The organism is Acetobacteraceae bacterium, from assembly GCA_004843345.1.
GTDB lineage: Bacteria > Pseudomonadota > Alphaproteobacteria > Acetobacterales > Acetobacteraceae.
Map to the genome: position 1 here is coordinate 593908 of CP039460.1, position 26421 is coordinate 620328.

A 26421-nucleotide genomic window follows, 5' to 3' on the forward strand; every position below is an offset into this window, starting at 1 on the left:
GAGAAATCTTCCTAAATAGACTACGAAAAAAAGGGGAGAAAACGTTACAGTTCTCTCCCCCTTTTTCAAGGTCACTTAAATCTCAAAAATGCTTTTTCGAGATTCATAAAGATCCAATCAAAGCTTTGCGAAAAGCGTTGCTGTATCTGCCATACGGTTTGAGAAGCCCCATTCGTTATCGTACCAAGAGCAGATACGGATAAGCTTGCCATCGCCAAGAACAGCCGTTTGTGTTGCATCAAAATTTGAAGAATAAATTGTGTGCAAGAAGTCAGAGCTGACCAAAGCCTCATCATTGTAAGACAAAATGCCTTTCAATGGGCCGCTTTGTGTTGCTTTCTTAATAACTTCATTCACTTCTTCAACAGATTTTGGCGCATTTTTGAACAGAACGTCTAAAGAAACGACAGAAACGTTTGCTGTTGGAACACGGATGGCTGTACCGTCCAAACGACCTTTAAGATTTGGCAGAACCAAACCAACAGCACGGGCAGCACCTGTTTTTGTTGGAATCATGTTCAAGGCAGCAGCACGGGCACGGCGCAAGTCTTTATGAAGTGTATCGACAGTGCGCTGATCCCCTGTGTAGGAGTGAACCGTTACCATATAGCCGTAGTCAATACCGAATGCGTCATCCAATGTTTTTGCAACAGGTGCAAGGCAGTTGGTGGTGCAGGAAGCGTTTGAAACAACTTTCATGCCTGGTTTTAGGGCATCGTTGTTGACACCGTAAACGATCGTTGCATCGGCATCTGTGCAAGGTGCGGAAACGAGAACATGCTTTGCGCCTGCTTTAAGAAGAGCTGAAGCTTTTTCTTTTGTTGTAAACAGACCTGTGCATTCCATAGCGACATCAATGCCTTCCAAAGGCACTTCTTCTGGATTGCGATGCGCTGTGACACGGATTGGCGCATATTTACGGCCATCAAGACCTGTAATATGAAGAGCGCCATCAACGACTTCGATTTCACCTTTGAAACGGCCATGCACTGTATCATATTTTAAAAGATGTGCATTCGCTTCGATAGATCCCAGATCGTTAATTAAGATTGGCTCAACGTCGGTGCGTCCACTTTCGATGATACCGCGCAGAACTAGACGACCAATACGGCCGAAGCCATTAATTGCGATTTTTAATGCCATATTCCTTACTCCTTCGCATCCATGCGACTTGATAATCAGAATTTTTGGTGATCTATATTTATCTCACGCACCTATCCATACTATCCTTCCCCTATCAAATACTAGCCCCTTTTTTTGATTTTCCCCTCATGATGGATATTCTTTTTTGAAAAGCGCATTTTTACCTCTCTTTTTTCATAAATGCAGCATTTGTCTCATGCTTGCTGCCTCTGGACTTGTTGCAAGCTGTGCCCCCTTAGACCAGCGTGTCTGGAACCAAATGGCAGGCATTGAACCCTATTATGCATCGCCACCGCCACCGCCAGCACCACCACCGCCAGCCCCCTTTGTCGAGATTCTCTCTGGCACGCCTGAAAGTGAATACGGCCCTCAACTCGAACAGGTCACGAAAATTGCCCTCGAACGGAAGCCAAATATTCTCTTTATTATTCGGTTGCGTGTCCCAACAGGAGATGGACCGGAAGAGCAAATTAGACGCTTGTTAAAACTCGTCCCCAATATGCTTGATCCTGTGGCCGAGCATATGATTAGAGCAGGCGCTGACTCTTCCCAGCTGGATATGGGAACGCTTGCTGTCCCCTATCAGCAAACGCCCTCTGTCCGTATTGAAGTCCAGTAAGTTAGGCTTTTTTAGCGCTTTGAAGCGTATTAACGCAAAATCCTGTAATGAGGAAAAAGGCTAATCCGCCCATTCCCCAAAGCGCTTGGCCAAGTGTCTGCGGGGAAAGCGCCATGCACAGCGGTACGAGCGCCATAAAAAGAATCGCCAAAAGTCCCAGAATTGAAAGTTTTTTACGCATCCGCATCGCCGCAACAATCGACAAGCCATACACAAAAATAATGAAAATACCGCTCACGCCGAGCAATGTCGCAAAAAAACCTGCTGGAAACTGTTGGGAAAGCGTCACAAGCAAAAAGGCCGCCAAACTGACACAAGTCACAGAACGGGCTGGCACATTTGCCCCCTTTCCAGAAGAAAGAAAATCAGGTGCTGCCTCGGTCAATGCCATTTCCTTCAAAATCCGTGATGCCACAAACAAAGAGGAATTTAAAGTCGAGAAAATCACCACCATAATCACCAGCCAAAACGCCTGCTCCGCATAGGGGATATGAAGATAATCCAAAACCGTCAAAAAGGGAGAGCGTGTCATATTCAAGCTATCCCAAGGGATAAAGCAGAGAACCAAGGCAACTGAAAAAAAGTAAATAATCCCAATCCACATGCCGAGCTTAGAGGCCAAAGAGCCAACCATTTCCTCTGGCGTATGGGTTTCCTGTGCGGCAACAGAAACGATCTCGATCCCTGTCATCCCCGTGAAAACCGTGGGCGCTAATGCCAGTACCGCCAGCCATCCAAAGGGCGCAAATCCTTGATGCCCAAACATATTTTCAGAAACAGGGACAGGTGTTGTCACCCCAAAAGCACCCGCAATTAAAAGCGTCACGCCAAGAAGAATAAAAATCACCAAGGCGCTGACTTTCAGCAAAGAAAACCAATATTCTAAATTGCCGTACATCCGTACAGACAGTAAATTAACCCCGCTCATAATCGCCAAAAGCCCATAGCAGATCACCAAATAAGGCAAATGCAAAATAGGCCCGAGCATCGCAGCGCCGGCAATGAGCTGCGCCGTCAAAATAATCAGCCAAACAGCCCAATAAGCCCAGCCCGAAGCAAAACCTGCAATCGGACCAAGCAAATGACGGATATGCTCAATGAAAGAGCCCTGAACCCCACTATCTAAAGCAAGGTCTTTAAACGTCTTTCCCAACACCAAAAACACGAGGGAGCAGAGTAAATAAGTAAATAGAACCGTAGGCCCTGCCTGTAAAATCGCCGCACTTGCGCCCACAAAAAAGCCTGCGCCAATCACACCGCCGATGGCAATCATGATGACATGACGGGCTTCCAGCATTTGCGATTTATCAATTGGCGGCGCCTTCTCTGGCTGAGAGGGCATGTTTTTACAGGTCATTGAATAGACTTTCTCAAAATTCACTTCAGTTCGGTATCAGCGGAATAGCTGGATAAACCTAAAGGAATTTCATCTAAAAAGGAATATTTTTAAAGGCTGGCGACGCACAAAGCCCTCCCTATGCGTTCATAAGAAAGGTTTTCCTTTATTCCTTCTGATAAATATCGCCTGAAAAATTAGATTTTCTTTAGAAAATCCGCAAAAGTAGCTCTTGAAAAATGCGGTTTTGTTATCATGATAGGCGGAAAAAAATACTCATTAGAGCCGAATGTACTCCCGCGCTCCCAATCAATCAGGCCAAGCTTACGGTATTCATTGAGAATTTTAGACACATCTTTTTTGGAAAGATGACGTTCGGAAAGGTTTTCTGCGACAATCCCTTGAGACGGAAACTGCCCCTCATTCTGCTGGGCGTAATCTCTTATCGCCTTCACAATCGCAATGAAGTCTTCTGAAACGTCAACTTCAGTTTCGAGGATATCACCACTTTCTTTGAAGTAGGATAATTTAAGCATCTTTCTTCCCTAATATCCGTTTTGAATTTTGCAACGCTAAGTATAGGGAAATCCTAAGCCTCTGACATCCCCTAACCGCAAAAAACTATATCATAAAAACGCCTCTCTTTCTGAAGAAGTTTGAAGAAATCGACTGTATTTTACGAAAAATTACGCCTAATTTACAAGCAAACCATAGCGCAAAACGCTACCTTCCCCTAGCAGCAGAATAATCTAACGGAACAAATGAGCGCCCATGAACAAAATATTCTTTTGCTATTCCATTTTAATATTTTGTCTTAATGCCATTGTTCTGCACGCACAGCCCGATTTTCAAAGTGAAATTTCTGCTCTTTCCGGCTTTCGCTTCTGCGATTTTATCAGCTTTGTTTTGCTCTTTCTTCTTGCAGAAACCTTCCAAAATCTTGGAAAATTTACAGGCGCATTTTGCCTCGCTATTTTGCTTGGAATGCTGGCAGTCGATGCGCTTATTCTTGCCCCGTCCCTCCATATTGTTTTTGATGAAACGCTTCTCGCTTTTACCGATACAACCTCTCTGTCTTATTATTGGTTTGGATTTGTCTTTCTTTTCTTGGCAGGTCTTTTAGGCGGACTTTTTAGCCAAAAATTTTTCAAAAGAAATCTTAAAAAATCACTGATTTTCTTTTCTCTTTTTCTTCTTACAGGCTTTATAAGCCTTTTTTCAGGGGCACATTCCGCTTTTGATAAAAAAGTTTTTTTCTTGGGGGAAAAGCCTGAAGCACTCCCTTTCCCTTATAAGGAAATTCCAATTCCCCATAGGCTGCGCAATGCCTTTGGGGGCTTTCTCGGAGATCTCGCTTATATTTCTGGAAGTTACATACTTCCTGCCTCTGAGCGCTTACCCCGCTACAAAGCTACTTTTCCGAAAGAATTAGAAACGAAGCCTGCTCCGCCTAAAATCCAAACGATCTTGCTTGTCATGGGAGAGTCCTCCAATCCTTTTGAATATGAGATTTATGGCAGCAAACAAAAAACAACGCCTTTTCTCGTCAAAATGGAACAAGAAGGCCTAGCGTGTCATTTAAATCAGGTACATTCTACGGCCAATATTACGAGATATGCTGTTTTGCCTTCTGTGAGCTTTTGGCATCCTGACACGCCTTTTTTGATAGAAAAAAACAAAAATCTGATTGTACTCGCCCAAGAGCAGCATTTTAAAACCAGCTGGATCTCTAAACAAATTGAAAATAATGCGTATAGCGACATTATTGGATATATTGTGGAGAACAGTGAAAACTATCTCACCCCGAGTGAAGCGCACGGCCTTTATACAGGAACAGATTTCTTAGGCCTTAAAGAATGGAATACGCCAGACAGCACCCTCATTCCGCCTCTAAAAAAAGCATTATCCGAAAAAGATTCCTTTAAATTTATTGGCCTTCATCTCTCAGGAAGCCATACACCTTACCTGCTGCGTTTTGAAAAAGAAGATGAAATCGCTTTGTCGTCCGCCTCGGCCTATACACGTTCTATTCACGCAACCGACCGCACCTTGCAAAAAATTTATGATGAACTGAAAAATACAGATGAGAATGGCCTGATCTTCTATGTTTCAGATCATGGAGAAGATGTTCAGCATGGCGGACACAGCACGGCCTTTGGAAATCTTCAATATCAAATTCCCCTTCTTTTTATCGGCAAAGAAGCCAAATCCTGGTGTGAAGAAGCCGAAAAATTCAGACAAGAAAATGGCTGGTATTCAACCCTTTCCAATCAACTCCTTCTCAGTAAAATCCTCGGATACCATCTCAAACCCGATACGCTTGAAAAGAGAAAGGCAAAAGACCGTATTCTTTTGCCCTCTCAAAAACCTGATTTATGGGAAAAGATTCCAACACGATGAATCCTAGCCCTTCGGATCATCTCGAAACTTTAAAAGTTGAAAGTGTCGGGATCAATTTTAGAGAAGTGATATGAAAGTCTAAGAGCTTTTTTTAGAGTAAAATGATACCAACACTTGATCATCTCTACTAAAAAACTTGTCATTAGCGTCAACCGAACCAACAATTTTCCACTTTGTATTTCAGTCTTCATACGCTCACTTATTTCCTTCTCTAATCTTTTAATTAGCCTCGTAAAAGAAATTACTAACAGAGTTTCAAAAGATGAAGTTCTTGCCGTAGTTTGCCCCAATCCCAAAGGAGCAAGAATACGTCCACTTTTTAACTTATAAAAAGCATTAATCCCACGTTTTCTAAATTTTTTTCTTTCTTCATCTGATGGCTGATGAGAGATATCCAGCACTCCTTTTAGAATAAAAGGATCTAATAATTCTGGCCAATTTTCCTCTATAATTTCGAGTACTTCTTGTCTATTCCAATCTTTATGTGAGACAATTCCTATACAATAGGAATTGTCTGGAGAAACAAAAGCATACAATAAGTCTCCCCTTCTAGGGGAAAAACCGTCTTTCCTTGAATATTTCCGAGATGAAAATGAAGCACGCCAAAATCATTTAGCATATCATCTTGATAATTTTCTTTCTTTACTAACTTTGATTGAAAAGGGACAAGAGATTCCCCAGATTCAGAACGCCTTTTAATTTCCGCATAGGCTGGCCTATATTGTTCTGCTACATGTAGCCCTTTTGCTTCATGAACACTTCGTTTTGCCAACGGCACTCTTCTATGCAAAAGACTAGCATACTTTCTCAACAAAAAATCAAAAGCTTGTTCAATATCACTCTTATTTTGGGATAGTATTTTAGATCTTTGACTTGGATCAAGTAAAACACCCTCTCGATTCAAAATTTTTTCTAAAGCCAAACCATATTGCTGAAATAATATTATAAATTTCAATGTAGGTATCTCTTCCAAAAACACAGGATCGAATACGCTACAGGTAGCATGCAGATAAAATCTATACGCACCAGAGCGTATAAGAGTATTTCTAAATACACACATAATACAGAGAACACTCCGCCACGCAGTTCCTAGCGCAACATCATTCAAAATTTTCAGGGGAGTGGTGCGTTAGAGAGGATTGAACCTCAATTTTTCTAATTCTACCAACGTCTAAAAAGTCCCGCTCTCACAGCGGTTTACATGAAATTACTTTCTACTTGCTTCTACTGACTTCTACCTATATCTAAGATATTAAGGCCTACCAAATGGCCTACTGAATATTGAAGGATTAAACTCGATGAGTAGAAAGAAATCAGGGCAGCTATTTTCTACCCAACTGAGACAACTGCCACGGGGAGACCATGGAGATGGTGGAGGCCTCTATCTCGTAAAAGAGGAACAAGAGAACTCTGGAAAATGGGTTTTCCGTTTTACAAGTCCTCTGAGTGGCAAGCGTAGAAGAATGGGAATGGGGGCTTATCCTGAGGTCAGTTTGGCAAATGCCAGAGACAAAGCGTTAGCTGCAAGAAGCCTGCTTTCAGAATACAAAGACCCCATAGAAGAACGTAGAAAAGAAGAATACGAACGGAAAAAGAGCCACGGACTTACCTTTGAGGAATGCGCCTTAAAATATATCTCTGCAAAGTGCAAAGAATGGAAAGGCGAAGAAAAAGGAACAACATATCGAAAACACAAAGGCCAGTTAGAGCTTCATGTCTTTCCTTCAATCGGAAAACGTCCAGTTGCTGGCATTGATAAACACGACATTATCAAAATATTAGAGCCTGTTTTTCACGATAAGAAAGGGAGAACAGCCGAGAAGCTCATAGAGTACATAAAATCCGTTTTAGACTATGCCAAAGCTCATAATTGGCGAGAAGGTGAAAACCCTGCTGAATGGAGAGGGAACTTAGATAAGATATTCCCCGCACCTTCCAAAATAGCCCCAGTGAAACACCATGATGCTTTAGATTATCGCTTAATGCCCCTTTTCATGGCTGAGCTAAAAAAGAGCCAAGGTCTAACTGCCATTGCCTGCCGTTTTGCAATTCTGAATGCTTCAAGGAGTGGAGAAGCAAGAGGCGCAAGATGGGAGGAAATAGATTTAGAAAAGAAACTTTGGACGATACCAGCAAAGAGAATTAAGGCGAACGCAGATCACACAGTCACACTTTCACGCCCAGCGCTAGAGCTTCTTAATGAAGTAAAACCTTTAAGCAATGGCGCAGGGCTTATTTTTCCAAACTCCAAAGGTAAACCCTTCTCAGATAATGGCCTGTTAAAAGCAGCAAAACTAGCAGGCAAAGCAATAGGAAGCCCAGCCATTACACTACATGGCTTTAGAGCTTCATTCAGAACATGGACAGGAGAAGAAACAGACTACCCTAGAGAAGTGGCAGAGCATGCCTTGAGCCATGCTGTAGGGGGAAGTGTAGAACGTGCTTACAGCAGAGGCACAATGGAAGACAAGCGCCGCCCTCTCATGGAGGCTTGGGGACGGTTCTGCATGGGAGAGAATGGATGAGCCGAAAAAGAGAACGTTATAGAAAGAAATGGGAAGGTATTTTAGAAACGTTAAATAAAAAGGAGGAGCTCAGTGAAATTCAAAAGCTTTTTTTAAAAAGACGTTGTGAAGAAATTTTAGACAGTGGTTGCTTTGGAATTCTTGATCCGAAAAACATTTTTAATAGAATTAACTCAAAATCCTGTAGCCAATGGCTTTCTTATTGGAAAGCAAAAATACCTAAGCAAGCCATCTCAAAAAATATTTTAAAAGCCGTGACAGGATCGGAAGAAGCCCCAAATTTAAAAAATAGCTTTAGCTTATGTAAGGCAATAATCTCTTACAACTTGAAAGAAGAAGATAAACAAGGTGAAGAGCTTAGAAAATGGAAAAAAGCTTTAGGATTACACAAAAGAAATTTTGATAAACTATACGCCAGAGGTAGAGATTATTGCCTTACATTTAAAATAAATTCTTCAAGAAAAACCATAAAAAAAGCTGAGGAAGAAATTCGAGAGCTTAAAGACTGTATAGGACTTCCTATTGAAAAAGTACCTCACTGGGAAGAATACACGCACCTTACTCCTAAACAAGCCGTTATAATCAGAGATTATTTTGAATCCATATATGAAGATTATGAAGACCCAAACTCTCCTTATTATCATTCAAAAGAAATTTTCGAAGACCTACCTTCATTCGATAGTTGGTTAGATCAGCAGATATATATTTTGGAAAAAAGTTACATAAGCAATGAAAGAAAGACTTTAGAACGCCTAACAAAGCCAATAAAGGCAGGACGTCCACCCAATAAAAAGCGCTTTCCAAAACGGGAAACTAAAGAAGATAAACCGACTTTCTAAAATAGGGCAAAAATAAATTTAAAATACCGATTTTTTAAAAATAAACACCCGATTAGCTTCATTTGTACATAAGTAGATGTAAGGAGACACAAAAATATGAATGTTGCATTAGACCAGAAATACTACTCACCAGCAGAGGTACAGAAGCTCTATTCGATCTCAAGAGCGACTCTTTACAATATGCTTTCTGACGGACGCTTAGAAGGTATCAAGGTTGGACGCTCTACCCGTATCCCTGCTGAATCAATCGCTGCTTACTTTCACTCATGCCCAAAATTCTCAGGAGGAGAAATGATAGGAAGCAAATAAAAAAAGGGACTTCCTAACGGCAAATTAAGAAGCCCCTAAGCCAATAAAACCCACTTCCTCATAGAACACTCACAGCCTGCAAGCAAAAAGCGTTCTATCACCAATAGGAGTACTGACCTTATGAGTCATACAACACGCCACCCTAATTGCAAGAGCAGCAACAGATCCACTGCCCAGCGCTACCCTTTAAATGAAAAGGTAGATTTTGAAGAAATCCGCAGGGCATCTCAAGCGCATATCCTGCCAATCCTTCACAGATTGCTACCAGATGGACGCATTAAAGGCTCTCAGTATTTCGCCCGTAATCCAAAGCGTAATGATAAAAGCTTGGGCTCTTTTTCTGTCAATTTTAAGACAGGCCAATGGGCAGACTTTGCAACCAATGACAAAGGCGGAGATTTAATCTCTCTTTGTGCCTACCTGCATGACCTTTCACAAAAAGAAAGCGCCCAGCGCATAGCTCAAATGGTGGGGATTTAAGATGAATACTTATCCCCTCTCCTTCTCTTTTAAAGGCAGATTAAGCGGTAAAGCACGTCCACGCTTTCTAAAAGGGGAGAACAAGATATACACGCAAAGGAAAACGCAAAACCAAGAGAGAATGATTCAGCAATATTTCATTGCTTCTTTTGGAAAGCCCCTTTTAGTCTCTCCTCTTTCCGTAAAAATAGAGTTGACACTTGAGCCCCCTAAAAGCTGGACGAAATACAAACGCTCTCATGCTTTAAATGGAAAGATACTGCCAACCATTAAGCCAGACTTAGACAATGTGGCAAAGCTGATTTTAGACGCTCTGAATGGCTTTGCTTATCAAGATGATAGACAGGTTACACGATTAGAAATAAATCGCTCTTACGGAATTTCTGACAAGGTACAGGTAGAAATCTCTCCTATTGGGGGTGAAGTATGACAGAGAACCTTTTCTCACCGCTCACAGATGAGGAAAAAGCATTTTCCTTATCTTCAATCCCAGTAATGGGAAACACCTCTCACAGCTTAAAAAATGAAGACTGGCAGCCTTGGAACTACCCACCGCAGGGCACTTTGTCTGGGCAAGAAGGAGAAAAGCTCCCCTATCCTTTGCCTGATCCGTGGAGAGGCTATGAATTTAAAGCTTGGTACGCCTATGAAGATGAAGACGGACAAGTTCTTTATTTCGTTGTTCGTATGGAAGACCAAGCAGGCCATAAGGTCACACCTGCCCTTTCTTATGGGGGTTTAGATGGAAAAGAAGGCTGGCATTGGAAAAAACCTGACCAGCGTGTTCTTTTTAACCTTCCAGAACTTGCTTTACTGCAAGACAAAGAAACCTTTCCAAATGATAAAATCCTAGTCGTAGAAGGCGAAAAAACAGCCATAGCTGCACAAAAGAGATTGCCTGCTTATACTGTTACAACCAGTGGGGGAAGCACCAGCGCTGGGCTTGTAAATTGGGAAGCTCTTAGAGGGCATGAAGTTCTTATTTGGCCAGACAATGATGAAGCAGGTTTTAAATATGCTGAGGAAGTAAAAAAGAAGGCCTACCAAGCAGGCGCTCTAAAGGTATTTATTTCCGCAATTCCAGAACATTATCCAAAAGGGTGGGATTTAGCTGACCCTATTCCCGTCCGTCCTTCCCCCATTCAAGAAGCTGCTTAAAGAAAAAGCCCCGCAAGCAATCAAAAGCGGGGCCATTCTCAAACTACTATTCACCAAGGAAACTATATCAATATGACTACCCAGCAACAAGAGAAAATCTCCTTTAATGATCAGAAAAGAATGCAACAATCTTTAGATGAAATTGCTCTAAATGCCCCCTTACAAAAAAGGGAGGAATTGAATCAAGAAGAAGCTCAGAAGATAGAAATCCCAGATGAACTATTAGAAAAATTCCTTACCAAACCTGAAAAAATGACTTGGCCGACTGAGCTTAAAAAAATAATGGGAAATGAAGACGCTAACAGAGTAGAAAAACTGGAAGCTTTTACGTCTCTAGCACCAGAGCTCAAGGGACTGCTTGTCTTTGATGAGCTGAGAAACAGATTCATGTTAACGCGAGAACCTCCCAGCATTAGAAAAAAGAGCCATTCTGTCTTAGGTTTTGGAGAGTCTTTTCCTATTACCTTCAAAGAAAGGCATCTTTTGAAAATATCTGAATGGATAGAGGCAACAACTGGCCTTAAAACCATGATGAAAAAAAGCGTCATTCGGGATTATTTAGAAGAGGCTGGCAATAAATACAGAGTAAACGCTATACGGGATTATCTAAATGCCCAGCGATGGGACGGTATTAAGCGTTTAGAGTACTTTCTAGCTCTTTGCTGGCATCTTGAGCCCTCAGAGTATTTAAAAGAAATTGGCACTCGTTTTATGGTGGCATCTGTTGCTCGTGCTTTGGTGGTTAAAAGGCCTTATAAATTCGATTGGATGCCTGTTTTTAGTGGAACGCAGGGCTTAGGGAAAAGCCGTTTTGTTCGTATTCTATTTGGTGAATGGGCAAAAGAGGACATTTCTGCAAACATTCGAGACAAAGATGCTTGCCAAGAGCTGCAAGGAAACTGGGGAATAGAAATCTCTGAACTTGCTTCTTTACGGCGTACCTCACACGAACAAGCCAAAAGCTTTCTAAGCCGAGAAGTCGATAATTATAGGCCATCTTATGCAAGAGATGCTGAGAACTTTCCCCGCAGATGCGTCTTTATTGGAACAAGCAATGAAGAACGGTTTTTAACAGATCCAACAGGCAATAGACGTTTTATGCCTATCTTCATTGAAAAGCCCCTAAATGCTGAATGGCTGCAAGATAATAAAAATCAGCTTTGGGCAGAAGCTTATGAACTCTTTAAGGCCAATCCTGACTTTGAGACATGGGAACCTGCTTATTTAAAAAATGAGATTGCTGCCATCAGAGAAAGAGCAACTGAAAGCGATATTTTAGAAGAGCGGGTTCAGGACGTTCTTTTAAAGAATATGGTTGGTTTCCGTACAGGGACAAGATGGGAAGGAAGAACAGACTTCCCCCTATCTTTGCTATCTGAAGCCTTAGGAAACAAAACCCCAAGCATGAAAGAAAATAAACGCCTTGGGACAATGCTTAGAAAGTTTGGTTACATAAAAGAGCAGGTAAAAATCGGTGAGATGCGCTCTTGGGTATGGCGGAAAATATGCAATTAAAAAAAAGTAAAAAGTTTTTCTTAAAAAGGGGTGCATCATGTGCAACGTGTGCACACCCGCAGAAAGCTGGGAATAATTGTGCACCCGTAGGTGGCTTTACGGGTGCACGGTGCACCCCTATTTTTCCCTAGGGGTGCACAAAAGAACCCCAGAAATCTGCACCTTATAGAGCCGTTTTTAGAAAGTGCACCCCTTGCACCCCTTTAAACAAAAAAACTTTTAGTTTTTTGTTTTTGTCATTTTTGGAAACAACCAAAGGAAAAATTTTTACTGTCACACAATTAAGGGAAATAACTCAATAAAAAGAGGAGAAGAATAAAGTGGAGATACAGCAGTGCCTTAGTTACGAGAACAGTACGCGCGCACGCACACGCGCGCGTATCATTGGGTTACTACAGCAGCGCCTTATTAAGCTTGCTGTTATGGAAGCAAAAAATCATGAACGCAGGGCAAAGGAAGAAGACCCAGAGGCGTATTTCAAAAGCTTAAATGAGAGATACTCTGTAAAGTTCGCCTGTAATGTTTCTTTGAGAGAAATAGAGCTGCCAGAAGTTGACGTTTACACACTCAGATCAAAGACAGGAATGACGCAAGCGCATTTTGCCTCATATTACGGGTTTACTGCTGGCGCTGTACGAGATTGGGAACAAGGCAAAAGGCAGCCTTCAAGAACGGCAAAGCTCTTACTTAGGGTTATTGAAAAAATGCCTTATGCGGTTGATAAGGCGCTTGAGGAGAGAGTGCTTTAGGCGAGCCCAGCGGATAAAAGGAAGATATATGCTTCCTTGAAGGAAAATATTCCACTCTTTTGTCATTATGGCATTTAGATATAAATGTGATTATATAGAACTCATGAAGCTTCATGGGAACTTAATAGACTCTAATTACTTTTTATCTTACGGAGGGAAACTATGCTAAGCGCACAGACTGTTGCCAATCGCCTAATTGAACTCGCAAGAAAAGAAGGGAAGGCCTTTACACCACTTCAACTGCAAAAACTTGTTTATCTTGCCCATGCTTGGACTCTTGGATTAGATCATAAGCCTTTAATCACAAATAGAATTGAAGCCTGGCAGTATGGACCTGTCATACCTGACATGTACGATCAGTTACGCCGTTATAAAGCAGAACCTGTAAAGCAACTTATCCCTGCTATGTCTGAACATATCAAACCAAGGCAAGAAGACATCATTAAAGAAATCTATAAAACCTATGGCGACTTAACAGGGGGACAATTAGTTTCATTGACTCATAAAAAGGGAACGCCTTGGTCTGAGGTTTTTAATAACGGCGCAGGGCAATGGGATATTATCCCTGATGATTTAATACAACGCCACTATGAAGAAAAACTTGCTAAAAATAATCAATGACGTCCAATCAAAAGCGCCCAGCGTCTATAATTTCGAAAGCAGATAAACAAAATATTGAAGATGCCCAAAGCATTCCTAAGGAGGAAGAGCAAAAACTTGGCAGGGCACTTTCGACTAACAAACCACAAAAAACACTTGAATCTAGAGCACAAGAAGCGGAATTTGATGACGATAGGAAATTTGCTTGGCATGTCCACTATGCAAAAGTTATCTTTTTATATGCTGGAGCTTTTGCCTGTGTATGTATCTTGTTAGTGTGGCTGCTAAATCTTCTCGGTCCAGATAAAATACAATGGCTTTCAGATAGCAAAATAAGCTCTCTTGGAAATATGGTAGGCGCTATTGTTGCTTCCTTTGGAGCAAATAAAATTGGTTCTTTTTTCTTTAAAAAATAGAATCCTAGCGAAGGCTCAAGGCGTTTTATTTGTTCTTTTGGGATGGCTTTCTAAAAAAGCATCTTTAATCTCCTCTAAGCTATCCCATTCTTTTAAATGCTTTGACCCTGCTGGAAATGCACCCCCTTTAAACATACAAAGAAAAAGCGCCCCGATCCATTCAGAAAGAGACGCTTTAGCTATTATGAGAATTGTATCTTAGGCTACATCATCCACGTACCTTTTTCAATTGCTTCCTCAATTTTACCTTTTTCAAAACTTAGAGCGCTTTCTAATTCACCAAAAATATTCTGGATATACGTTCCAGCAGTATTTCTATTATTAGCACCCAAACATTTCAGTTTTTTCTCAAGATCTGAAATCATCGAAATTACTTCTTCAATATCCTGGATAGATGGCCTCATTATAGACATAAAAGCTCTCCTAAAATTAGAAACAATCTAGTAGAAATATTCCGCCCAGCTATCGAAAGAGTCAATAAGTTTAAGCATAGAAATCCTATTCAGCAGAACGTCTCTCTTGCCATGTTTTCCAGCCATCTGGTAGAGGATTTTCTCTTAGGTATTGAGAAGTCCCTCTTATCCAAATAGCAACATTTTCAGGGATTGGTAGCTTTCCTGTTGCCCAGCGAGAAACGGTTGTGTGACTTACGCCTAAAATTCTCGATAAAGCATGCTGACTCCACTCTAAAGAATCCATGCACGCCCGCAGCTCATCTGTTGTCATTGGAAGAAAAACCGAATTTTTTATCTGATCCTATGGTGAATAACTACGGCTTTCTCTATGGCTTCTTTTATCTGCTGTAAAAAAGAAAGATCTTTACCTTTTAATGCTTGTACTGTTCCTGAAGAATTTTGAAAAGAAAGAAGATAATGAAAATTAGACCATTTGTTAAATGCTGCTAACAAACAAAAAAGTGTGCAAAATATTCCTAAAACAAAAGTCGGAAAACTTTTCAAGCCAACAGAGAGCAAAAATCCTCCAACAAAACATATTGCCGCATATGCCAACATTTCCTTCCCGCGGTCTCCAACAGAAAGAACTGAAATGCTACTAATATTTGCTATCGGATAGGTTGTACTCCCTATCCTGATAAAATCAGTGTTTACCTGAACATTTCCATTCTCAAATAAAATAGGATCAAAATTCTGCTTTTCCTCGGGTAATTCGATGTGAACTTCTGGCTTTTGAGTTAAAGACATTTCTTTTTCTTTCTTATAGAAGCCTTTTAGAAACTAATTGTGAAGAATAGTCTTCTTACCTATAGCAAGAGTCAATATACCTAATAGCATTTGTACTCCTAACATGCTGAATTTCAGCCTTTTCTAGGCGTTTTAAATCTAACACCTTCTCCTGCCTTCCCCTCTGGCAAAAACTCGACTCCAGCATCTTCTAAAGCCTTTTGAATCAAATCTAAATTGCTCTGTCTTGGCTCTACCTGCTCTTTTTCAATACGAACAATAGAGATACTGCTTAGCCCAGCTTTTTCTGCCAGTTGTCCCTGCGTCCAGCCTAATAGGCTTCTGGCGCTTCTAATCTGCACTATTGAAATGTTTGTTTTTCTATCTTTTTGTATTGCTTTCATATTTTTATATATGTTATAAAAACTTACATTAAGCAAGATGCTTAATAAGCAAAAAACAAAAAAAAACGGCAAGGAAAAGAGGTGCGAACTCAAACCCTTGCCTAACCAACATTAAAAAGAGAGTTTTAATATGGCTATCAGTGATTTTATCATAGGTAACGAAGATTTAAACAGCCCCGTTTCTATCATAGATAATTTAGAGGATATTCGGGCAGACTTCTCTCTATTGACAGAGAAAAGCTGGAATCCTACTTTGAAGGCAAGAGGTTTAGTCACCTTCAAAGCGGAAGCGCACCCGAAAGTTTTTGCGCTATTTTTATACCTAAGAGATTTATTTCTTGGGGGGAGTCTTGCCCTATACAAAACCCGAAAGGGGAAAAGGCAAGACAGTTCTTTGGCTGTGACTAAACTCCCCCCTGCTCAAAAGCGGGTTTCTTTAGTCAGAAACAAAGGATAGTCCCATGCAACACACAGCAAAAGCGCCCAATACTGAGGCTTTGTCTAATACATTAAGCCAATTCGGAAACTGGCTTTTAGACCTTATGAACGCCGTAGAAGCAAGTAGAATGCTTCTTGAGGTATCGGAGAAGGAAGACGGTGGAAAGTTTGACTATGTCTATACAGCAAAGCGCAATTTAGATTTTATTCTCAGCGCCATAGGTAGCCAGAGTGACAGTTTAGAAGAAGCTCTAAAAACATTTCAGGGAGAAAAAGCATGAAGGACAACACTAGAATGCTTCTCTCTGTCTGCCATGAAGCAAAAAGCTACATTTCAAACGCCGCCTGCCTTTTTATGATCCTTCAAAATGAGCTTGAAAACATACGGCAACAATCGGAGGAAATAGACTGCTTCCTAGAGGCACGTTTAAGCGTGCTGAGCGATGCTTTTAAAATCTACTCTGTATCCCATGAGACCACTTATAAAAATCTCATGTTCGCTATCGAAAGCACAGAGAAAGAGGACACGGAAAACGAAATAGCAAAGAAGGCTGTTTTTATCTCCAAGCATCTTAAAGGAGAGGTCAAATGAAAAGGGATGATATTCTTTCAGAGCTTTTTGACCTTGGTACAATTCTTAAAAACTACTCTTGCGAATATGGGGACACAGAAAGCCACGTTTCCGTCTTACAGAGGATAGGGAAAAGGCTCTCACAGCTTGGCATTATTTTAGCGAATGAGGAGGCTTTCAAATGAGAAAAGACCCACGCATTAAAGCCTTAGAGATTGCATTGATGCCTTGCCGTTGTGCTGGTGAGACAGAAGCAGAAAGCTACCGCAGGGCATTAAAAGAAGCGGACCTATCCGCTTGGAGAAATGCCAAAATAACACCTGCCCCAGAGAATGAGGAAGTTCTTGTTTTCGCAGTAACGAACAATCCCTTTTTACCGACTATTATTTCAAGCGGTTCTTTTATGGCCGAATATCTTGAGTGGAATGTGAGCGGATATTCTGAAAAAGAATTGAAGGTTACGCATTGGCAACCGCTTCCGCCTGATCCACTAGAGGAAAAAGTTTCCCTTAGTCGAAGTACTAAAATGGCCTTTAGCTCTGCCCAGCGAAAAGGGAGATGAATATGAAAGGGAAAGAGTAAGAAGCTTAAAAGGTACAGGGGGTGGTAAAACACCACCCCCCCTTAACCGTTCCTCAGATATGAGGAACGCCTTAAAGGTCTATCCAGATTTGGATAGTCCCCCTGTAGAGGCTATCTGAAAGGGGGGAATTCCCCCTTAATGTATTGTGAAGATTATTCAAACCATGAATTCGGGGTTTGCTCAGATAGAAGGGTATGAGCAACTTTGCGTTGACCTTATACCATTTCTAACGTCGTATTTAGCGACATTAGAAATCATGCAAACCACTTGCTCAAAAATAGTCCTGATATTCAATTAAAACGACGGCTACCACCTTACAAATAGGTCATGTAGAGTAAAAGTGTTCAAATCTCTCCTAAGGCTACACCATGTCTATCAAGCGCCTCGCAAAATCTCTTATTCTCTGCTCTGCCTTCTGCCTCATGGCTAATCATGCTTTGGCCGAGGAAATATTTACCTATCCTAAAACACCAGAAGAATCTCAAAAGTTAATCAAAGAGCTTATTCCAGAGGCAGAAAAAAATAACACAAAAGCACAATATGAGCTTGGGCTTATTTACGGAAAATGTGTAAGTCATGGTTACAACGTCTGTAAACAGAAAACACACCCAAAAGCTTGTGATGACGAGGATTTTAGCTCTTTTGATTATTCTAATTGTGATCGAAAAAAATCCGCTTATTGGTTAAGTAAATCAGCAAATGCAAACTATGCTCCAGCAGAATTTCTAATGGGCAATATATATAGTTTTGGAAGTTATGAAGCTGGCATTAAACAAAATTACCTAAAAGCAAAAGACTGGTATTTAAAATCTCTCAGAGATGAAAAAAATGACAAAAACAACAGCCTTATTTATTATCACATAAAGCTTCTTTACCAAGAAGGCGGCTATGGTCTCCAAAAAGATCCCAAAAAAGCGGCCTATTGGTGTAAAAAAACCAAAATAAAAGGTTTTCAATGCTAAGATTATTTAATCTGGAATTTCCCAAAATAAAATATTTCTAGGCGCATGATCAAAATAAGAATGATCATAGCAACCTTCTGGATAATCCCGGTACATTCCATCATATAATGAAAAATGCCCTGTCGCATCGTCCCAACCAGCAATATCAGAAAAACAAATAAGTCCTCTTTTCTCATTCGTTCTTAAGTAATTTTCTGTCTCTGCAATACTTGCCTCTTGGTTTGGAAAAATCATATCAGGCTCTCCAATATGAGATTGATATCTAATCCAATGAAGCAAATCTCTTACCCGAAAGAAAAACCACATTTTCTTTGACGTCTCTGGAAAGTTTTTCCCTGAAACGGTTATCTTTGGAACATGCGGAATGGTGTAATGATTTAAATTCAAAATATAACTCATACGAACAGCGCATGTATTCGGAAAACCTGTATTAGAAAGAGCTTCACGGTCTTCTAAAGTAGCCTTTGATCCTTTCAACTTAATGTCTAAATATTTATCAATATAAATTTGAATGTTCTGCGCAACTTTCCCTTGAACAACATCAGCCACATGCATAAATTCAGACATGGCATCATCAATTTTCGGATTTTTTTCAGGATCTAAATTCGGATCATAAACTTCATTTGCGGCACTCTCAAAATGATGCCAGCTTCCATGAATAGGCATATTTATTCCCCCCAAATTTTAAAGCGTTTTGGCTTGCCCCAAATCATAGGTCGTGCGTTTTGGCGTTCCCGTTAGGCCTTTTTCATCTGTCCCAAAATCAGAGATTGTAATCTGCGTAAAATTAAAAGAACCAACCTCCATAGGCGGTTGCAAACTACTTAACGGATTATCAAAAGAAGAAAGAATAGCGTTCTTAAGCTCAATCGAACGCACAACAGCCTCACCTCCCTGATTTACCCTTGTGACATCAATCTGAACGGTAGGCTGTGCCTGTCCTGTAAATGCTAAAGAAACCAAACGAGGACTAGAAGAATCAATCGGTTTTTTAAACGTAAATTCTTTGCACCCTGCTGAAGCAGATTCCCTGTTTTTTGCATTCCCAACAGCACTGCGGATATTTCTTTTCATGCCCCAATTAGAAGAATTTAACTCAATCCAGCCTTTATGCTTGGCCTCTGTAACGTCCCCGACAACCCCATCAATTTTCATATAAAGCGCCATTTTAAAACCCCTCTATAATTAAAATCTCTTATTCCACGTTAGGCTCTCTGTCGCTTTTTGCATATATCCGATAATGCTTCTTTTTATCCCAGTTAAACCCGTCTATTTAACGGGGTTAGAAATCCTTAATTGCCTAACAGTAGCGAAATGCGCCCCTTAGAAAGTTTAGACTCCCTGATTTAAGGAGTTTAGAAACAAGCCCAGCGCTGGGCTAAGTCCAAAAGTAACGCTTTATTGAGATGCCCTGAATTAGGGCAACTGGGGATTGAATAAAAAGAGGAAAGTTTTGGAAGACCTATCTAAATGAACTCTCTGGAATTTCCGGATAGTTGGCCAACATTTCGGAAATTCCGAACTGTTGAGCATTATTCAAAAGTTCAAAATAAAGGAGGTCTATCCAAATCTGGATATGCCGCCAAAATTCAAAAGAGGTCTGCTGAATGGTCCCCATTGGGTTCATCTATCCGGAAATTCCAGAGAGTTCATATCGTAGCCCAGCGTATTATCTAGATTGCTAACTGAGTAAAAGAGGTTATTTGAAGACTTTTCTACCTCTGGCTCAATTACAGAAACGTTTTTATAAAGTGTGCACCCGTACGTGCACCCGTAAAGCCACCTAGGGGTGCACAAAAGAACCCCAGAAATCTACACCTTACAGAGCCATTTTTAGAAAGTGCACCCCTTGCACCCCTTTAAACAAAAAAACTTTTAGTTTTTTGTTTTTGTCATTCGCTGGGAAATATATAAAAGGGTGCTCATACTGTGAGCACCCTTTGAGGCAGACAATGCAAAGAGAAGATATTGAATTCATAAAAGAACGCTTCCCCTCAATTCCAACAGCAAGAATAAGAGGTTTGGATCAGAATGTTTTTAATGATCTGTACGATTACGCCGCAGGGCTAGAAAATTTAGAAGGAATGCAAAGACAGCTTAGGGCAATAGGTTCTAAAAACAATTCAAGACAGCAAGAGCTTTTAGAGGAAATAGAAACTGAGAAGATGGAAATTGCCGAATCTTTCCAAAATCTAAAAGGGTACGCACAGCAAGGCGTTAAAATCTTCTAAAAGAGTCCACTGACTTCTATCAGCATCTAATAAATTAAGGCCTACCTGTTGGACTACTTATTTTTAAGAAAGGGGAAAAATCCGCAGAAATCAGGGAATTTTAAAGAGTAAATGGTGCTGTTAGAGAGGATTGAACTCTCGACCTCTCCCTTACCAAGGGAGTGCTCTACCACTGAGCTACAACAGCACAAGATTTACTTGTGGAGACTTAGCAATCTTTCCTAGAAGACGCAAGTATTTTTAGCATTTTTCTTTGGAGAAAATCCGCCTCCACACAGTTTGAAAGAGAGGCCTATTCTTCCTCTCTATGCATTTTTTCGTGGCGTTCGTGACGTTCCTGCGCCTCGATGCACAAGGTCGCAACGGGGCGTGCTTCTAGACGTTTTAAGCTGATAGGTTCTCCTGTCTCTTCACAAAAGCCATAAGAGCCATCTTTAATGCGCATCAGCGCTTCATCAATTTTAGAGATTAGCTTGCGGGCTCTGGAACGGGCCCTAAATTCAAAAACCCTATCGGTTTCAGCCGCAGAACGATCTATCAAATCAGGCGCATTATAGCCACCCTGCTCTGCTAAATTTTCGAGAGTCATATTGGCCTCTGCCAACAAAGCAGTTCGCCAATTTAAGAGTTTTTGCCGAAAATACTCCTTTTGAAGAGGATTCATAAACTCTTCATTCTCACTCGGGCGGTAATCGGTGGGCAACTTCATCGGCAGAACCCTTGATTTGAGAAGCTTAAAGGATTTCGCGTAAACGCTTTGAATATTTCAAACCTTAAATAACGGCAAGACAGGCTCAAAGCAAATCTCCTTGCTTAAAAAGTGTTTTTTTACAACCAAATGCTACATAAAAACCACAAAATAAGCTTTTCATTCTCAAATAATCGGAAGGCGTTTAACGTGAATCCGCGTAATTCTGCGCCTTTCCATGCCGACAACCTGAAAAGACCAGCCTTCATATTCTACACAATCCCCTATCGCCGGCACTTTCTTTAACAGCGCCAGCAAAACGCCTGCCAAAGTATGGAAACGGGCATTGACAGGAAATTCATGAATCCCAAGACGAAAAGCGGCATCTTCTTTCGGAATATCCCCGTCCAGCACCAAATTATCGTCTTCTATGGCAACAATGCCTTTTTGTTTTTCTAAAAGAGGCGCTGTTACACTGTCTTCACCGATAATCGCATCAAAAATATCTGTTGGCGTGACGATACCTTCAAAACTGCCATATTCATCCATAACAAAGACAATACCAATCGGCACATTCCGCAAACGATCGATAATCGCCTGTCCCGTCATAATATCCGGCACAATTGGCGGCGTACGGATCAGGTCTTGGATCGAAAGTTTCTGGCCTTGAAGCAGACGCTCCATAATATCTTTTGCGAGAATAACGCCAATAGGATTATCGACACTGCCATCACAGACGACGAAACGTGTATGGGCTGGCACACGGCGCAAGCGCTTTACCAAATCGTTTGAAGTAATATGAAGATCAATCCAAACCAAATCATTTCGGGGCGTCATGAGCGCACGGACAGGCCGATCGGCAATCCGCATCAAACGCTCAATCATCTGGCGCTCTTGCCCTTCTAAAATCCCAGCCCTTGCGCCCTCTGCGAGCATTCCCCGCAACTCCTCCTCGGTAATCACGGCTGGGGAGAGCGCTGGAACACGAAAAATCTTCAATGTCAGCGAAGTCGCAAAATTCAAAAACCAAATCACAGGCCGCATCATCTGAGAGACCATGAGAAAAAAGCCCGAAAGCCAAATGGAAATTTTATCTGGAAATTGCAGGCCGAGACGCTTTGGCACAAGCTCACCGAAAACGAGCATTGCAGTCGCAATTCCTGCCACCACAACCGCAACCGAAATATGTTCCGCAACCGTTTTCGAAAACTGGAACTCTAAAAGAAGCTCAGTAAAAGCGCCCTCTAGCTTGTTTCCCCCGAACGCCCCTTCAATGATCGAAACCAACGTTAATCCAACCTGAACGGTCGGCAAAAATTCCTGTGGATTCTCAGAAAGTGTCAACGCGCGCCCCGCTCCACGAACCCCATTACGGGCAAGCATTTCAAGACGTGGTTTTTTAACAGAAATCAGCGCCATCTCCCCCATGGCAAAAATGCCATTGAGAACGATCAGCAAGCTGACAATCGCAAGTGCAATCATCGGTTAACGCCCCCCTCTTTCTTTTAAATAGAAAGATTGAGGCTCAGGCTCAGGAGGCTCCTCCGCACTCGTAAGCTCCGTCATATCAGACGAAAGAGAAGGCATAACCGATGATTTTTCCTTTAGATAGCAACATATTGAAGATTAAAAAGTTTTGTGGATTTCAAACCTCTGTTGAGGCCTCTGCCGCAGCTTTGCGTGTGATTTTAACCTGATTATTTGATTTGGAAGCATGCATTTTTAAAATCTGCTCCTTGACCAATTTTTCATAGTCGTGATCTGCTGGACGCTGGTGATCCAAAGGAATTTCTGGCGCCATTGGCTTTTCAGTCTCCGGGCCAAAAAGCACAACTTTAAGAATATGCCACGGACGGCGGATTGCATCCATCACGGCTGTAGATTCATAGCCTGAATGCACCATGCAATCTGCGCATTTTTCATAAGCGCCTGTGCCGTAATCTTTCCAGTTTGTCTCTTCCATTAAGGCTTTGAACGTTGGCGCATATCCCTCTCCCAAAAGGTAGCAAGGACGCTGCCAGCCAAAAACAGTGCGCAAAGGCTTTCCCCATGGGGTGCAGCGGTAGGTTTCATTTCCTGCAAGAAAATTCAAGAAGAGAGGCGACTGTGTAAAGCGCCATTTTTTCCCTTTGCCAAGGCGGAAAATTTCACGGAATAATTCTTTTGTACGGCGGCGGTTTAAGAAATGTCCCTGATCTGGCGCACGCTCATAAGCATAGCCTGGTGCGGTCATAATGCCGTCCACCCCAATGCGCATCACCTCATCAAAGAATTTAGCCGTGCGGACAGGATCAGTTCCTTCAAATAAAGTGCAGTTAATAGAGACTCTAAAGCCACGTCTTTTTGCCTCACGGATAGCAGCAACGGCTTTGTCATAAGTGCCTTCTTGAGAAACCGCCTTGTCATGCCATTCCCTATCCCCATCCAGATGCACGTCCCATGAGAAAAAAGGAGAGGGCTCATAATCATCCATCTTTTTTGCAAGCAAAAGCGCATTGGTGCAAAGATAGACATATTTCTTTCGTGCAACGAGTCGGCGGATAATTTCTGGCATTTCACGGTGTAGAAGTGGCTCACCGCCAGCAACCGCAATCACAGGTGCGCCTGCCTCTGTATCTGCATCTAAGCAATCTTGAACACTGAGTCTCTGATTTAAAATCTCAGCAGGATAGTCAATTTTACCACATCCATTGCAGGCGAGGTTACACCGCAAAAGAGGCTCAAGCATGAGAACCAAAGGGTAACGCTGACGGCCACGCAAATGTTGAGAAACGACGTACCAGCCCACACGGACTGCCTGCATCAATGGAACCGCCATAATTCTTTTCAATACCCTAATAAAATTAAAACCAAAAACGAAGGGGCTTCTCCCCAAAATGAACAGTGCTATCCCTATTCATTTTCCACTATAAACATGAATTTACAAAAACGGTAAAGGAAAAAACCCTTTTATAAGAAGAGGGCAATAAAGTTCAAAAACGTCTTGGCAAAAATAAATATAAAGACAATAGGCTTAAAATAGCCTATCAAGAGAGGTGTAGAAAAATTAAATTGTGTAAAAAATTATCTCTTTTGAAGCTGCTCCTAGAGGCATTTTACCCTCTATATTTACCCTCTATAATAGTGTCTTTAATTTATTAAAAGATATGATTGAGACCTTGATTTTTAGAGAATTAGGAAGAAGGATATACAAATTTAGCTATGAAATTGCGTCTGTTTTTCTCATCAAAAACCCCTCTTCTTCTAACTGCGTTTACCTCTCTCAGCTTTTTTTGCACGACAATGGTTTTTGCAGCGCCCCCTCCAGAAGATCCCCTTGCCTCTGCAACGGCTTCTGACGATGGACTTGGTCTCGGCGGCGAGGAGCTTGGCGATGGAGAATCAAAATCAACCGAGCAAACAGCGCCTGCTCCTCTTCCCCCCGAAGCGGCTGTCTCCCTTATCAATGATTTATGCAAAACACTCGATCAAGCCCAGTCAGCGAGTACGGTAAATCAGCGTCTTGCGATTTTAGCGCCAACGATTGACAAAGTTTTTGATTTAGACGGCATTCTCGTTCGCTCTGTTGGCCATGGATTTGATACACTCAGCCCTGACGACAAGAAACTTCTCCAAGAATCTTTTTACCGCTATACGCTGGCGCATTACGCTTCCATTTTTAAGCCTGGCACGTCTGCTGTTTTCTCTGTTGACCCAGACCCTAAAAAACTCAGCCCGACAAAGCTCGTTATTCATACGAAAATTGGCGGAGAGAATGATAATGGTGACGGCACAGCCATTGATTATGTGATGGAGCCTGACGGCACGCAGTGGAAAGTCAAAGATGTCCTCTTAGAAGGCCATATTAGCCAAGTCGCAGCCCAGCGCTCCGACTTTAGACTGCCTTTCCGTGACAATGGGGCTAAAGGATTGTCAGAGCTTCTTGAAGGAAAAACACAGACTGCACTTCAAGGCAGTTAATTCTTTTTGAAAGAAAATCTCTTTTCAAGAAACATGCGGGATACAAAACACAAATGCCGTTTTTTGAGCATGAAGCCTTTATTTGGCTGTCTGCCATTTCAGCACTGATTGCGCTTTTTGGCGTTATCTATCATTGGATAGGCTTACATCTCATCCGTGAATTTTGTCAGCATGAGGCTGAGTTGCAGCCTTTGCTGACAAAAGGTGAGAAAAAAGAATGGCCTCGAATCAGTGTCTTTAAGCCACTTTATGGCGATATTCCGCTTTTGAAAGAGGCTTTAGAGACTCTTCTCAATCAGGATTATCCCTATTTTGAAATTATTTTTGGTGTGCATGATGCCAAAGACCCTGCGGTTAAAGTCGTTGAAGCCCTCCAGCAGGCTTACCCAACCCAAGAAATCAAAATTGTCATCTCCCCAACCAAAAAGGGCATGAATCAAAAAGTTATCAATCTTGGCCATATTCAAAAACGGGCCACTTCAGATATTTTTGTGATTGCGGATGCAGATATTCACGTCCCGCCTTATTGGCTGAAATATATTATCCAAGCACTGCAAACACCCAAAACAGCTTTGGTGACTGCCCCCTATGCTGGCATTTCCGCCCATGCGGTAAATCCTTGGCAGAGTTTTTCACGCCTTGGCATCAATAGCAGCTTTCTCCCAGGGGTTCTTGTTTCCCGTTATCTTGGGCGACAGGACTGTTTTGGCGCAACCATGGCACTAACACGTCAAAAACTCGAAGAGCTTGGGGGATTTGAGGCGCTTGAATCCTATGTCGCCGACGATGCAAAACTTGCGAATACTGTTCGCAAAACCGATGAAAATGTCGCACTTCTGCCAGCGCTTACCCTCACCAGCGTCACAGAGAATTCCTTTCAAAAACTTATTCAGCATGAATTACGCTGGGGGCGTACAACAAAAAGCGTTCAGCCCATTGCCTATGCAGCCTCTATCCTGCAATTTTCGCTTGTCTGGTCTGCCTTAGCACTCCTGTTTCATCCTTCTTGGCTTTTTCTGACTTTTTTCTTCTTCTGCCTCTTTAGCCGCTGGATCAATGTTCTTTGCTCTGAAAACCTTCTCATTCCAAAGGAAATACAGGCAAAAAGTGAACTTGGAAAACTCTGCTATGCAGCCAGCCTCCTGCCGATTATCTTTTTACGGGAATGGATGGGCGCACTTGTTATCCTTATAAGCTTTCTAGGCTCTAAAGTTCACTGGGCTGGACACATTCTTTTTGCACGTTCTATCCGCAAAAAACCGCCTGTTTTCCAGGATGAAGTAGAATAGAACGTTTAGCTTAAAAACTGTTCTG

34 protein-coding genes and 1 tRNA gene are annotated in these 26421 nt (G+C 41.7%); 20 read left to right on the forward strand and 15 right to left on the reverse strand.

Going from position 1 to position 26421, the window contains the following annotated elements:
- Positions 1 to 117: 117 nt before the first annotated feature.
- Entirely contained in the window at positions 118 to 1143 is a 1026-nt protein-coding gene (gene gap / locus FAI40_02965) for a type I glyceraldehyde-3-phosphate dehydrogenase (protein QCE34382.1), read from the reverse strand.
- 196 nt (positions 1144 to 1339) lie between these two features.
- Between gap and FAI40_02970 the strand changes: the two genes are divergently transcribed.
- The gene (locus FAI40_02970) at positions 1340 to 1762 is read left to right on the forward strand and encodes a hypothetical protein (protein ID QCE34383.1); all 423 of its coding nucleotides are present in this window, start codon (positions 1340 to 1342) and stop codon (positions 1760 to 1762) included.
- A gap of 1 nt (position 1763) precedes the next feature.
- Here FAI40_02970 and FAI40_02975 read toward each other — a convergent pair whose 3' ends face one another.
- Together FAI40_02975 and FAI40_02980 are read right to left on the reverse strand one after the other, a co-directional pair.
- Positions 1764 to 3119: an amino acid permease gene (locus FAI40_02975; protein ID QCE34384.1), complete on the reverse strand. Its 1356-nt coding sequence runs from the start codon at positions 3117 to 3119 to the stop codon at positions 1764 to 1766.
- 176 nt (positions 3120 to 3295) lie between these two features.
- Entirely contained in the window at positions 3296 to 3634 is a 339-nt protein-coding gene (locus FAI40_02980; GenBank protein QCE34385.1) for a hypothetical protein, read from the reverse strand.
- Positions 3635 to 3869: 235 nt separating this feature from the next.
- Between FAI40_02980 and FAI40_02985 the strand changes: the two genes are divergently transcribed.
- Complete coding sequence (locus FAI40_02985) at positions 3870 to 5498, forward strand: hypothetical protein (protein QCE34386.1); 1629 nt, start codon at positions 3870 to 3872, stop codon at positions 5496 to 5498.
- Positions 5499 to 5527: 29 nt separating this feature from the next.
- Here the strand turns inward: FAI40_02985 and FAI40_02990 are convergent, their stop codons facing one another.
- On the reverse strand, positions 5528 to 6034 hold the full coding sequence (locus FAI40_02990; protein QCE34387.1) for a hypothetical protein: 507 nt from the start codon (positions 6032 to 6034) through the stop codon (positions 5528 to 5530).
- Positions 5995 to 6558, reverse strand: a complete 564-nt coding sequence (locus FAI40_02995; GenBank protein ID QCE34388.1) for a hypothetical protein — start codon at positions 6556 to 6558, stop codon at positions 5995 to 5997. The genes FAI40_02990 and FAI40_02995 overlap by 40 nt, the downstream gene beginning before the upstream one ends.
- Before the next feature lie 238 nt (positions 6559 to 6796).
- Here FAI40_02995 and FAI40_03000 point away from each other — a divergent pair, with 238 nt between their 5' ends.
- The 10 genes from FAI40_03000 (at position 6797) to FAI40_03045 (ending at position 14089) form a co-directional block, all read left to right on the forward strand.
- Positions 6797 to 8023 carry a DUF4102 domain-containing protein gene (locus FAI40_03000; GenBank protein ID QCE34389.1) on the forward strand — a complete coding sequence of 409 codons (1227 nt, stop codon included), beginning with the start codon at positions 6797 to 6799 and terminating at the stop codon, positions 8021 to 8023.
- Positions 8020 to 8862 carry a hypothetical protein gene (locus FAI40_03005; protein QCE34390.1) on the forward strand — a complete coding sequence of 281 codons (843 nt, stop codon included), beginning with the start codon at positions 8020 to 8022 and terminating at the stop codon, positions 8860 to 8862. Before FAI40_03000 ends, FAI40_03005 begins: the two co-directional genes overlap by 4 nt.
- Before the next feature lie 96 nt (positions 8863 to 8958).
- The gene (locus tag FAI40_03010) at positions 8959 to 9171 is read left to right on the forward strand and encodes a helix-turn-helix domain-containing protein (protein ID QCE34391.1); all 213 of its coding nucleotides are present in this window, start codon (positions 8959 to 8961) and stop codon (positions 9169 to 9171) included.
- Between the two features lie 213 nt (positions 9172 to 9384).
- Positions 9385 to 9651 (forward strand): hypothetical protein, encoded by a 267-nt coding sequence (locus tag FAI40_03015; GenBank protein QCE35727.1) that lies wholly within the window; start codon positions 9385 to 9387, stop codon positions 9649 to 9651.
- A 1-nt stretch (position 9652) separates the two neighbouring features.
- The gene (locus tag FAI40_03020) at positions 9653 to 10081 is read left to right on the forward strand and encodes a RusA family crossover junction endodeoxyribonuclease (GenBank protein QCE34392.1); all 429 of its coding nucleotides are present in this window, start codon (positions 9653 to 9655) and stop codon (positions 10079 to 10081) included.
- The gene (locus tag FAI40_03025) at positions 10078 to 10809 is read left to right on the forward strand and encodes a hypothetical protein (protein QCE34393.1); all 732 of its coding nucleotides are present in this window, start codon (positions 10078 to 10080) and stop codon (positions 10807 to 10809) included. The genes FAI40_03020 and FAI40_03025 overlap by 4 nt, the downstream gene beginning before the upstream one ends.
- A 72-nt stretch (positions 10810 to 10881) precedes the next feature.
- Positions 10882 to 12324 (forward strand): hypothetical protein, encoded by a 1443-nt coding sequence (locus FAI40_03030; protein ID QCE34394.1) that lies wholly within the window; start codon positions 10882 to 10884, stop codon positions 12322 to 12324.
- 422 nt (positions 12325 to 12746) lie between these two features.
- Positions 12747 to 13073, forward strand: a complete 327-nt coding sequence (locus FAI40_03035; protein ID QCE34395.1) for a hypothetical protein — start codon at positions 12747 to 12749, stop codon at positions 13071 to 13073.
- A 162-nt stretch (positions 13074 to 13235) separates the two neighbouring features.
- On the forward strand, positions 13236 to 13694 hold the full coding sequence (locus FAI40_03040) for a DUF4065 domain-containing protein (GenBank protein QCE34396.1): 459 nt from the start codon (positions 13236 to 13238) through the stop codon (positions 13692 to 13694).
- On the forward strand, positions 13691 to 14089 hold the full coding sequence (locus FAI40_03045) for a hypothetical protein (GenBank protein QCE34397.1): 399 nt from the start codon (positions 13691 to 13693) through the stop codon (positions 14087 to 14089). Before FAI40_03040 ends, FAI40_03045 begins: the two co-directional genes overlap by 4 nt.
- A gap of 203 nt (positions 14090 to 14292) precedes the next feature.
- Here the strand turns inward: FAI40_03045 and FAI40_03050 are convergent, their stop codons facing one another.
- From FAI40_03050 to FAI40_03065, 4 genes are all read right to left on the reverse strand, one after another.
- A complete protein-coding gene (locus tag FAI40_03050; GenBank protein ID QCE34398.1) occupies positions 14293 to 14493 on the reverse strand; it encodes a hypothetical protein in 201 nt (66 codons plus the stop codon).
- A gap of 94 nt (positions 14494 to 14587) precedes the next feature.
- A complete protein-coding gene (locus FAI40_03055) occupies positions 14588 to 14815 on the reverse strand; it encodes a helix-turn-helix domain-containing protein (GenBank protein ID QCE34399.1) in 228 nt (75 codons plus the stop codon).
- Between the two features lie 20 nt (positions 14816 to 14835).
- Positions 14836 to 15291, reverse strand: coding sequence for a hypothetical protein (locus tag FAI40_03060; GenBank protein ID QCE34400.1), 456 nt, complete (start codon positions 15289 to 15291; stop codon positions 14836 to 14838).
- 113 nt (positions 15292 to 15404) lie between these two features.
- A complete protein-coding gene (locus FAI40_03065) occupies positions 15405 to 15674 on the reverse strand; it encodes a helix-turn-helix transcriptional regulator (GenBank protein ID QCE35728.1) in 270 nt (89 codons plus the stop codon).
- Positions 15675 to 15804: 130 nt separating this feature from the next.
- Between FAI40_03065 and FAI40_03070 the strand changes: the two genes are divergently transcribed.
- From FAI40_03070 to FAI40_03090, 5 genes are all read left to right on the forward strand, one after another.
- Positions 15805 to 16131: a hypothetical protein gene (locus FAI40_03070; protein QCE34401.1), complete on the forward strand. Its 327-nt coding sequence runs from the start codon at positions 15805 to 15807 to the stop codon at positions 16129 to 16131.
- 4 nt (positions 16132 to 16135) lie between these two features.
- A complete protein-coding gene (locus FAI40_03075) occupies positions 16136 to 16393 on the forward strand; it encodes a hypothetical protein (GenBank protein QCE34402.1) in 258 nt (85 codons plus the stop codon).
- Entirely contained in the window at positions 16390 to 16704 is a 315-nt protein-coding gene (locus tag FAI40_03080; GenBank protein ID QCE34403.1) for a hypothetical protein, read from the forward strand. Before FAI40_03075 ends, FAI40_03080 begins: the two co-directional genes overlap by 4 nt.
- Before the next feature lie 160 nt (positions 16705 to 16864).
- Positions 16865 to 17245 (forward strand): DUF551 domain-containing protein, encoded by a 381-nt coding sequence (locus tag FAI40_03085; GenBank protein ID QCE34404.1) that lies wholly within the window; start codon positions 16865 to 16867, stop codon positions 17243 to 17245.
- A gap of 389 nt (positions 17246 to 17634) precedes the next feature.
- Positions 17635 to 18228: a sel1 repeat family protein gene (locus FAI40_03090; protein ID QCE34405.1), complete on the forward strand. Its 594-nt coding sequence runs from the start codon at positions 17635 to 17637 to the stop codon at positions 18226 to 18228.
- Between the two features lie 6 nt (positions 18229 to 18234).
- Here FAI40_03090 and FAI40_03095 read toward each other — a convergent pair whose 3' ends face one another.
- Together FAI40_03095 and FAI40_03100 are read right to left on the reverse strand one after the other, a co-directional pair.
- On the reverse strand, positions 18235 to 18894 hold the full coding sequence (locus FAI40_03095; protein ID QCE34406.1) for a hypothetical protein: 660 nt from the start codon (positions 18892 to 18894) through the stop codon (positions 18235 to 18237).
- Positions 18895 to 18912: 18 nt separating this feature from the next.
- Positions 18913 to 19395, reverse strand: a complete 483-nt coding sequence (locus FAI40_03100; protein ID QCE34407.1) for a type VI secretion system tube protein Hcp — start codon at positions 19393 to 19395, stop codon at positions 18913 to 18915.
- Positions 19396 to 20180: 785 nt separating this feature from the next.
- Between FAI40_03100 and FAI40_03105 the strand changes: the two genes are divergently transcribed.
- A complete protein-coding gene (locus tag FAI40_03105) occupies positions 20181 to 20459 on the forward strand; it encodes a hypothetical protein (GenBank protein ID QCE34408.1) in 279 nt (92 codons plus the stop codon).
- 112 nt (positions 20460 to 20571) lie between these two features.
- Here the strand turns inward: FAI40_03105 and FAI40_03110 are convergent.
- The 4 genes from FAI40_03110 to hpnH all read right to left on the reverse strand — a co-directional run bounded on the left by FAI40_03110 (position 20572) and on the right by hpnH (position 23965).
- A tRNA-Thr gene (locus tag FAI40_03110) sits at positions 20572 to 20646 on the reverse strand.
- Positions 20647 to 20751: 105 nt separating this feature from the next.
- Positions 20752 to 21168: an RNA polymerase-binding protein DksA gene (gene dksA, locus FAI40_03115; GenBank protein ID QCE34409.1), complete on the reverse strand. Its 417-nt coding sequence runs from the start codon at positions 21166 to 21168 to the stop codon at positions 20752 to 20754.
- Between the two features lie 165 nt (positions 21169 to 21333).
- The gene (locus FAI40_03120; protein ID QCE34410.1) at positions 21334 to 22629 is read right to left on the reverse strand and encodes an HlyC/CorC family transporter; all 1296 of its coding nucleotides are present in this window, start codon (positions 22627 to 22629) and stop codon (positions 21334 to 21336) included.
- Positions 22630 to 22792: 163 nt separating this feature from the next.
- Positions 22793 to 23965, reverse strand: coding sequence for an adenosyl-hopene transferase HpnH (gene hpnH / locus FAI40_03125; protein ID QCE34411.1), 1173 nt, complete (start codon positions 23963 to 23965; stop codon positions 22793 to 22795).
- A 383-nt stretch (positions 23966 to 24348) separates the two neighbouring features.
- Here hpnH and FAI40_03130 point away from each other — a divergent pair, with 383 nt between their 5' ends.
- On the forward strand, positions 24349 to 25107 hold the full coding sequence (locus tag FAI40_03130; GenBank protein ID QCE34412.1) for a hypothetical protein: 759 nt from the start codon (positions 24349 to 24351) through the stop codon (positions 25105 to 25107).
- Between the two features lie 53 nt (positions 25108 to 25160).
- Positions 25161 to 26396 carry a glycosyltransferase gene (locus tag FAI40_03135; protein QCE34413.1) on the forward strand — a complete coding sequence of 412 codons (1236 nt, stop codon included), beginning with the start codon at positions 25161 to 25163 and terminating at the stop codon, positions 26394 to 26396.
- Positions 26397 to 26421: the final 25 nt, after the last annotated feature.

Bases quoted from the DNA above. Each gene is read 5' to 3' on its own strand.
- FAI40_03010 (QCE34391.1), top strand. From the start codon at position 8,959: ATGAATGTTGCATTAGACCAGAAATACTACTCACCAGCAGAGGTACAG.
- FAI40_02995 (QCE34388.1), bottom strand. From the start codon at position 6,558: ATGTGTGTATTTAGAAATACTCTTATACGCTCTGGTGCGTATAGATTT.
- FAI40_03085 (QCE34404.1), top strand. From the start codon at position 16,865: ATGAGAAAAGACCCACGCATTAAAGCCTTAGAGATTGCATTGATGCCT.
- dksA (QCE34409.1), bottom strand. From the start codon at position 21,168: ATGAAGTTGCCCACCGATTACCGCCCGAGTGAGAATGAAGAGTTTATG.
- FAI40_02985 (QCE34386.1), top strand. From the start codon at position 3,870: ATGAACAAAATATTCTTTTGCTATTCCATTTTAATATTTTGTCTTAAT.
- FAI40_03130 (QCE34412.1), top strand. From the start codon at position 24,349: ATGAAATTGCGTCTGTTTTTCTCATCAAAAACCCCTCTTCTTCTAACT.
- FAI40_03020 (QCE34392.1), top strand. From the start codon at position 9,653: ATGAATACTTATCCCCTCTCCTTCTCTTTTAAAGGCAGATTAAGCGGT.
- FAI40_03000 (QCE34389.1), top strand. From the start codon at position 6,797: ATGAGTAGAAAGAAATCAGGGCAGCTATTTTCTACCCAACTGAGACAA.
- FAI40_03120 (QCE34410.1), bottom strand. From the start codon at position 22,629: ATGATTGCACTTGCGATTGTCAGCTTGCTGATCGTTCTCAATGGCATT.
- hpnH (QCE34411.1), bottom strand. From the start codon at position 23,965: ATGGCGGTTCCATTGATGCAGGCAGTCCGTGTGGGCTGGTACGTCGTT.
- FAI40_03035 (QCE34395.1), top strand. From the start codon at position 12,747: ATGGAAGCAAAAAATCATGAACGCAGGGCAAAGGAAGAAGACCCAGAG.
- FAI40_02980 (QCE34385.1), bottom strand. From the start codon at position 3,634: ATGCTTAAATTATCCTACTTCAAAGAAAGTGGTGATATCCTCGAAACT.
- FAI40_03050 (QCE34398.1), bottom strand. From the start codon at position 14,493: ATGAGGCCATCTATCCAGGATATTGAAGAAGTAATTTCGATGATTTCA.
- FAI40_02975 (QCE34384.1), bottom strand. From the start codon at position 3,119: ATGACCTGTAAAAACATGCCCTCTCAGCCAGAGAAGGCGCCGCCAATT.
- FAI40_03040 (QCE34396.1), top strand. From the start codon at position 13,236: ATGCTAAGCGCACAGACTGTTGCCAATCGCCTAATTGAACTCGCAAGA.
- FAI40_03045 (QCE34397.1), top strand. From the start codon at position 13,691: ATGACGTCCAATCAAAAGCGCCCAGCGTCTATAATTTCGAAAGCAGAT.
- FAI40_03030 (QCE34394.1), top strand. From the start codon at position 10,882: ATGACTACCCAGCAACAAGAGAAAATCTCCTTTAATGATCAGAAAAGA.
- FAI40_03075 (QCE34402.1), top strand. From the start codon at position 16,136: ATGCAACACACAGCAAAAGCGCCCAATACTGAGGCTTTGTCTAATACA.
- FAI40_03070 (QCE34401.1), top strand. From the start codon at position 15,805: ATGGCTATCAGTGATTTTATCATAGGTAACGAAGATTTAAACAGCCCC.
- FAI40_02970 (QCE34383.1), top strand. From the start codon at position 1,340: ATGCTTGCTGCCTCTGGACTTGTTGCAAGCTGTGCCCCCTTAGACCAG.
- FAI40_03095 (QCE34406.1), bottom strand. From the start codon at position 18,894: ATGCCTATTCATGGAAGCTGGCATCATTTTGAGAGTGCCGCAAATGAA.
- FAI40_03090 (QCE34405.1), top strand. From the start codon at position 17,635: ATGTCTATCAAGCGCCTCGCAAAATCTCTTATTCTCTGCTCTGCCTTC.
- FAI40_03060 (QCE34400.1), bottom strand. From the start codon at position 15,291: ATGTCTTTAACTCAAAAGCCAGAAGTTCACATCGAATTACCCGAGGAA.
- FAI40_03055 (QCE34399.1), bottom strand. From the start codon at position 14,815: ATGACAACAGATGAGCTGCGGGCGTGCATGGATTCTTTAGAGTGGAGT.
- FAI40_03025 (QCE34393.1), top strand. From the start codon at position 10,078: ATGACAGAGAACCTTTTCTCACCGCTCACAGATGAGGAAAAAGCATTT.
- gap (QCE34382.1), bottom strand. From the start codon at position 1,143: ATGGCATTAAAAATCGCAATTAATGGCTTCGGCCGTATTGGTCGTCTA.
- FAI40_03080 (QCE34403.1), top strand. From the start codon at position 16,390: ATGAAGGACAACACTAGAATGCTTCTCTCTGTCTGCCATGAAGCAAAA.
- FAI40_03005 (QCE34390.1), top strand. From the start codon at position 8,020: ATGAGCCGAAAAAGAGAACGTTATAGAAAGAAATGGGAAGGTATTTTA.
- FAI40_03105 (QCE34408.1), top strand. From the start codon at position 20,181: ATGCAAAGAGAAGATATTGAATTCATAAAAGAACGCTTCCCCTCAATT.
- FAI40_03135 (QCE34413.1), top strand. From the start codon at position 25,161: ATGCCGTTTTTTGAGCATGAAGCCTTTATTTGGCTGTCTGCCATTTCA.
- FAI40_03065 (QCE35728.1), bottom strand. From the start codon at position 15,674: ATGAAAGCAATACAAAAAGATAGAAAAACAAACATTTCAATAGTGCAG.
- FAI40_03100 (QCE34407.1), bottom strand. From the start codon at position 19,395: ATGGCGCTTTATATGAAAATTGATGGGGTTGTCGGGGACGTTACAGAG.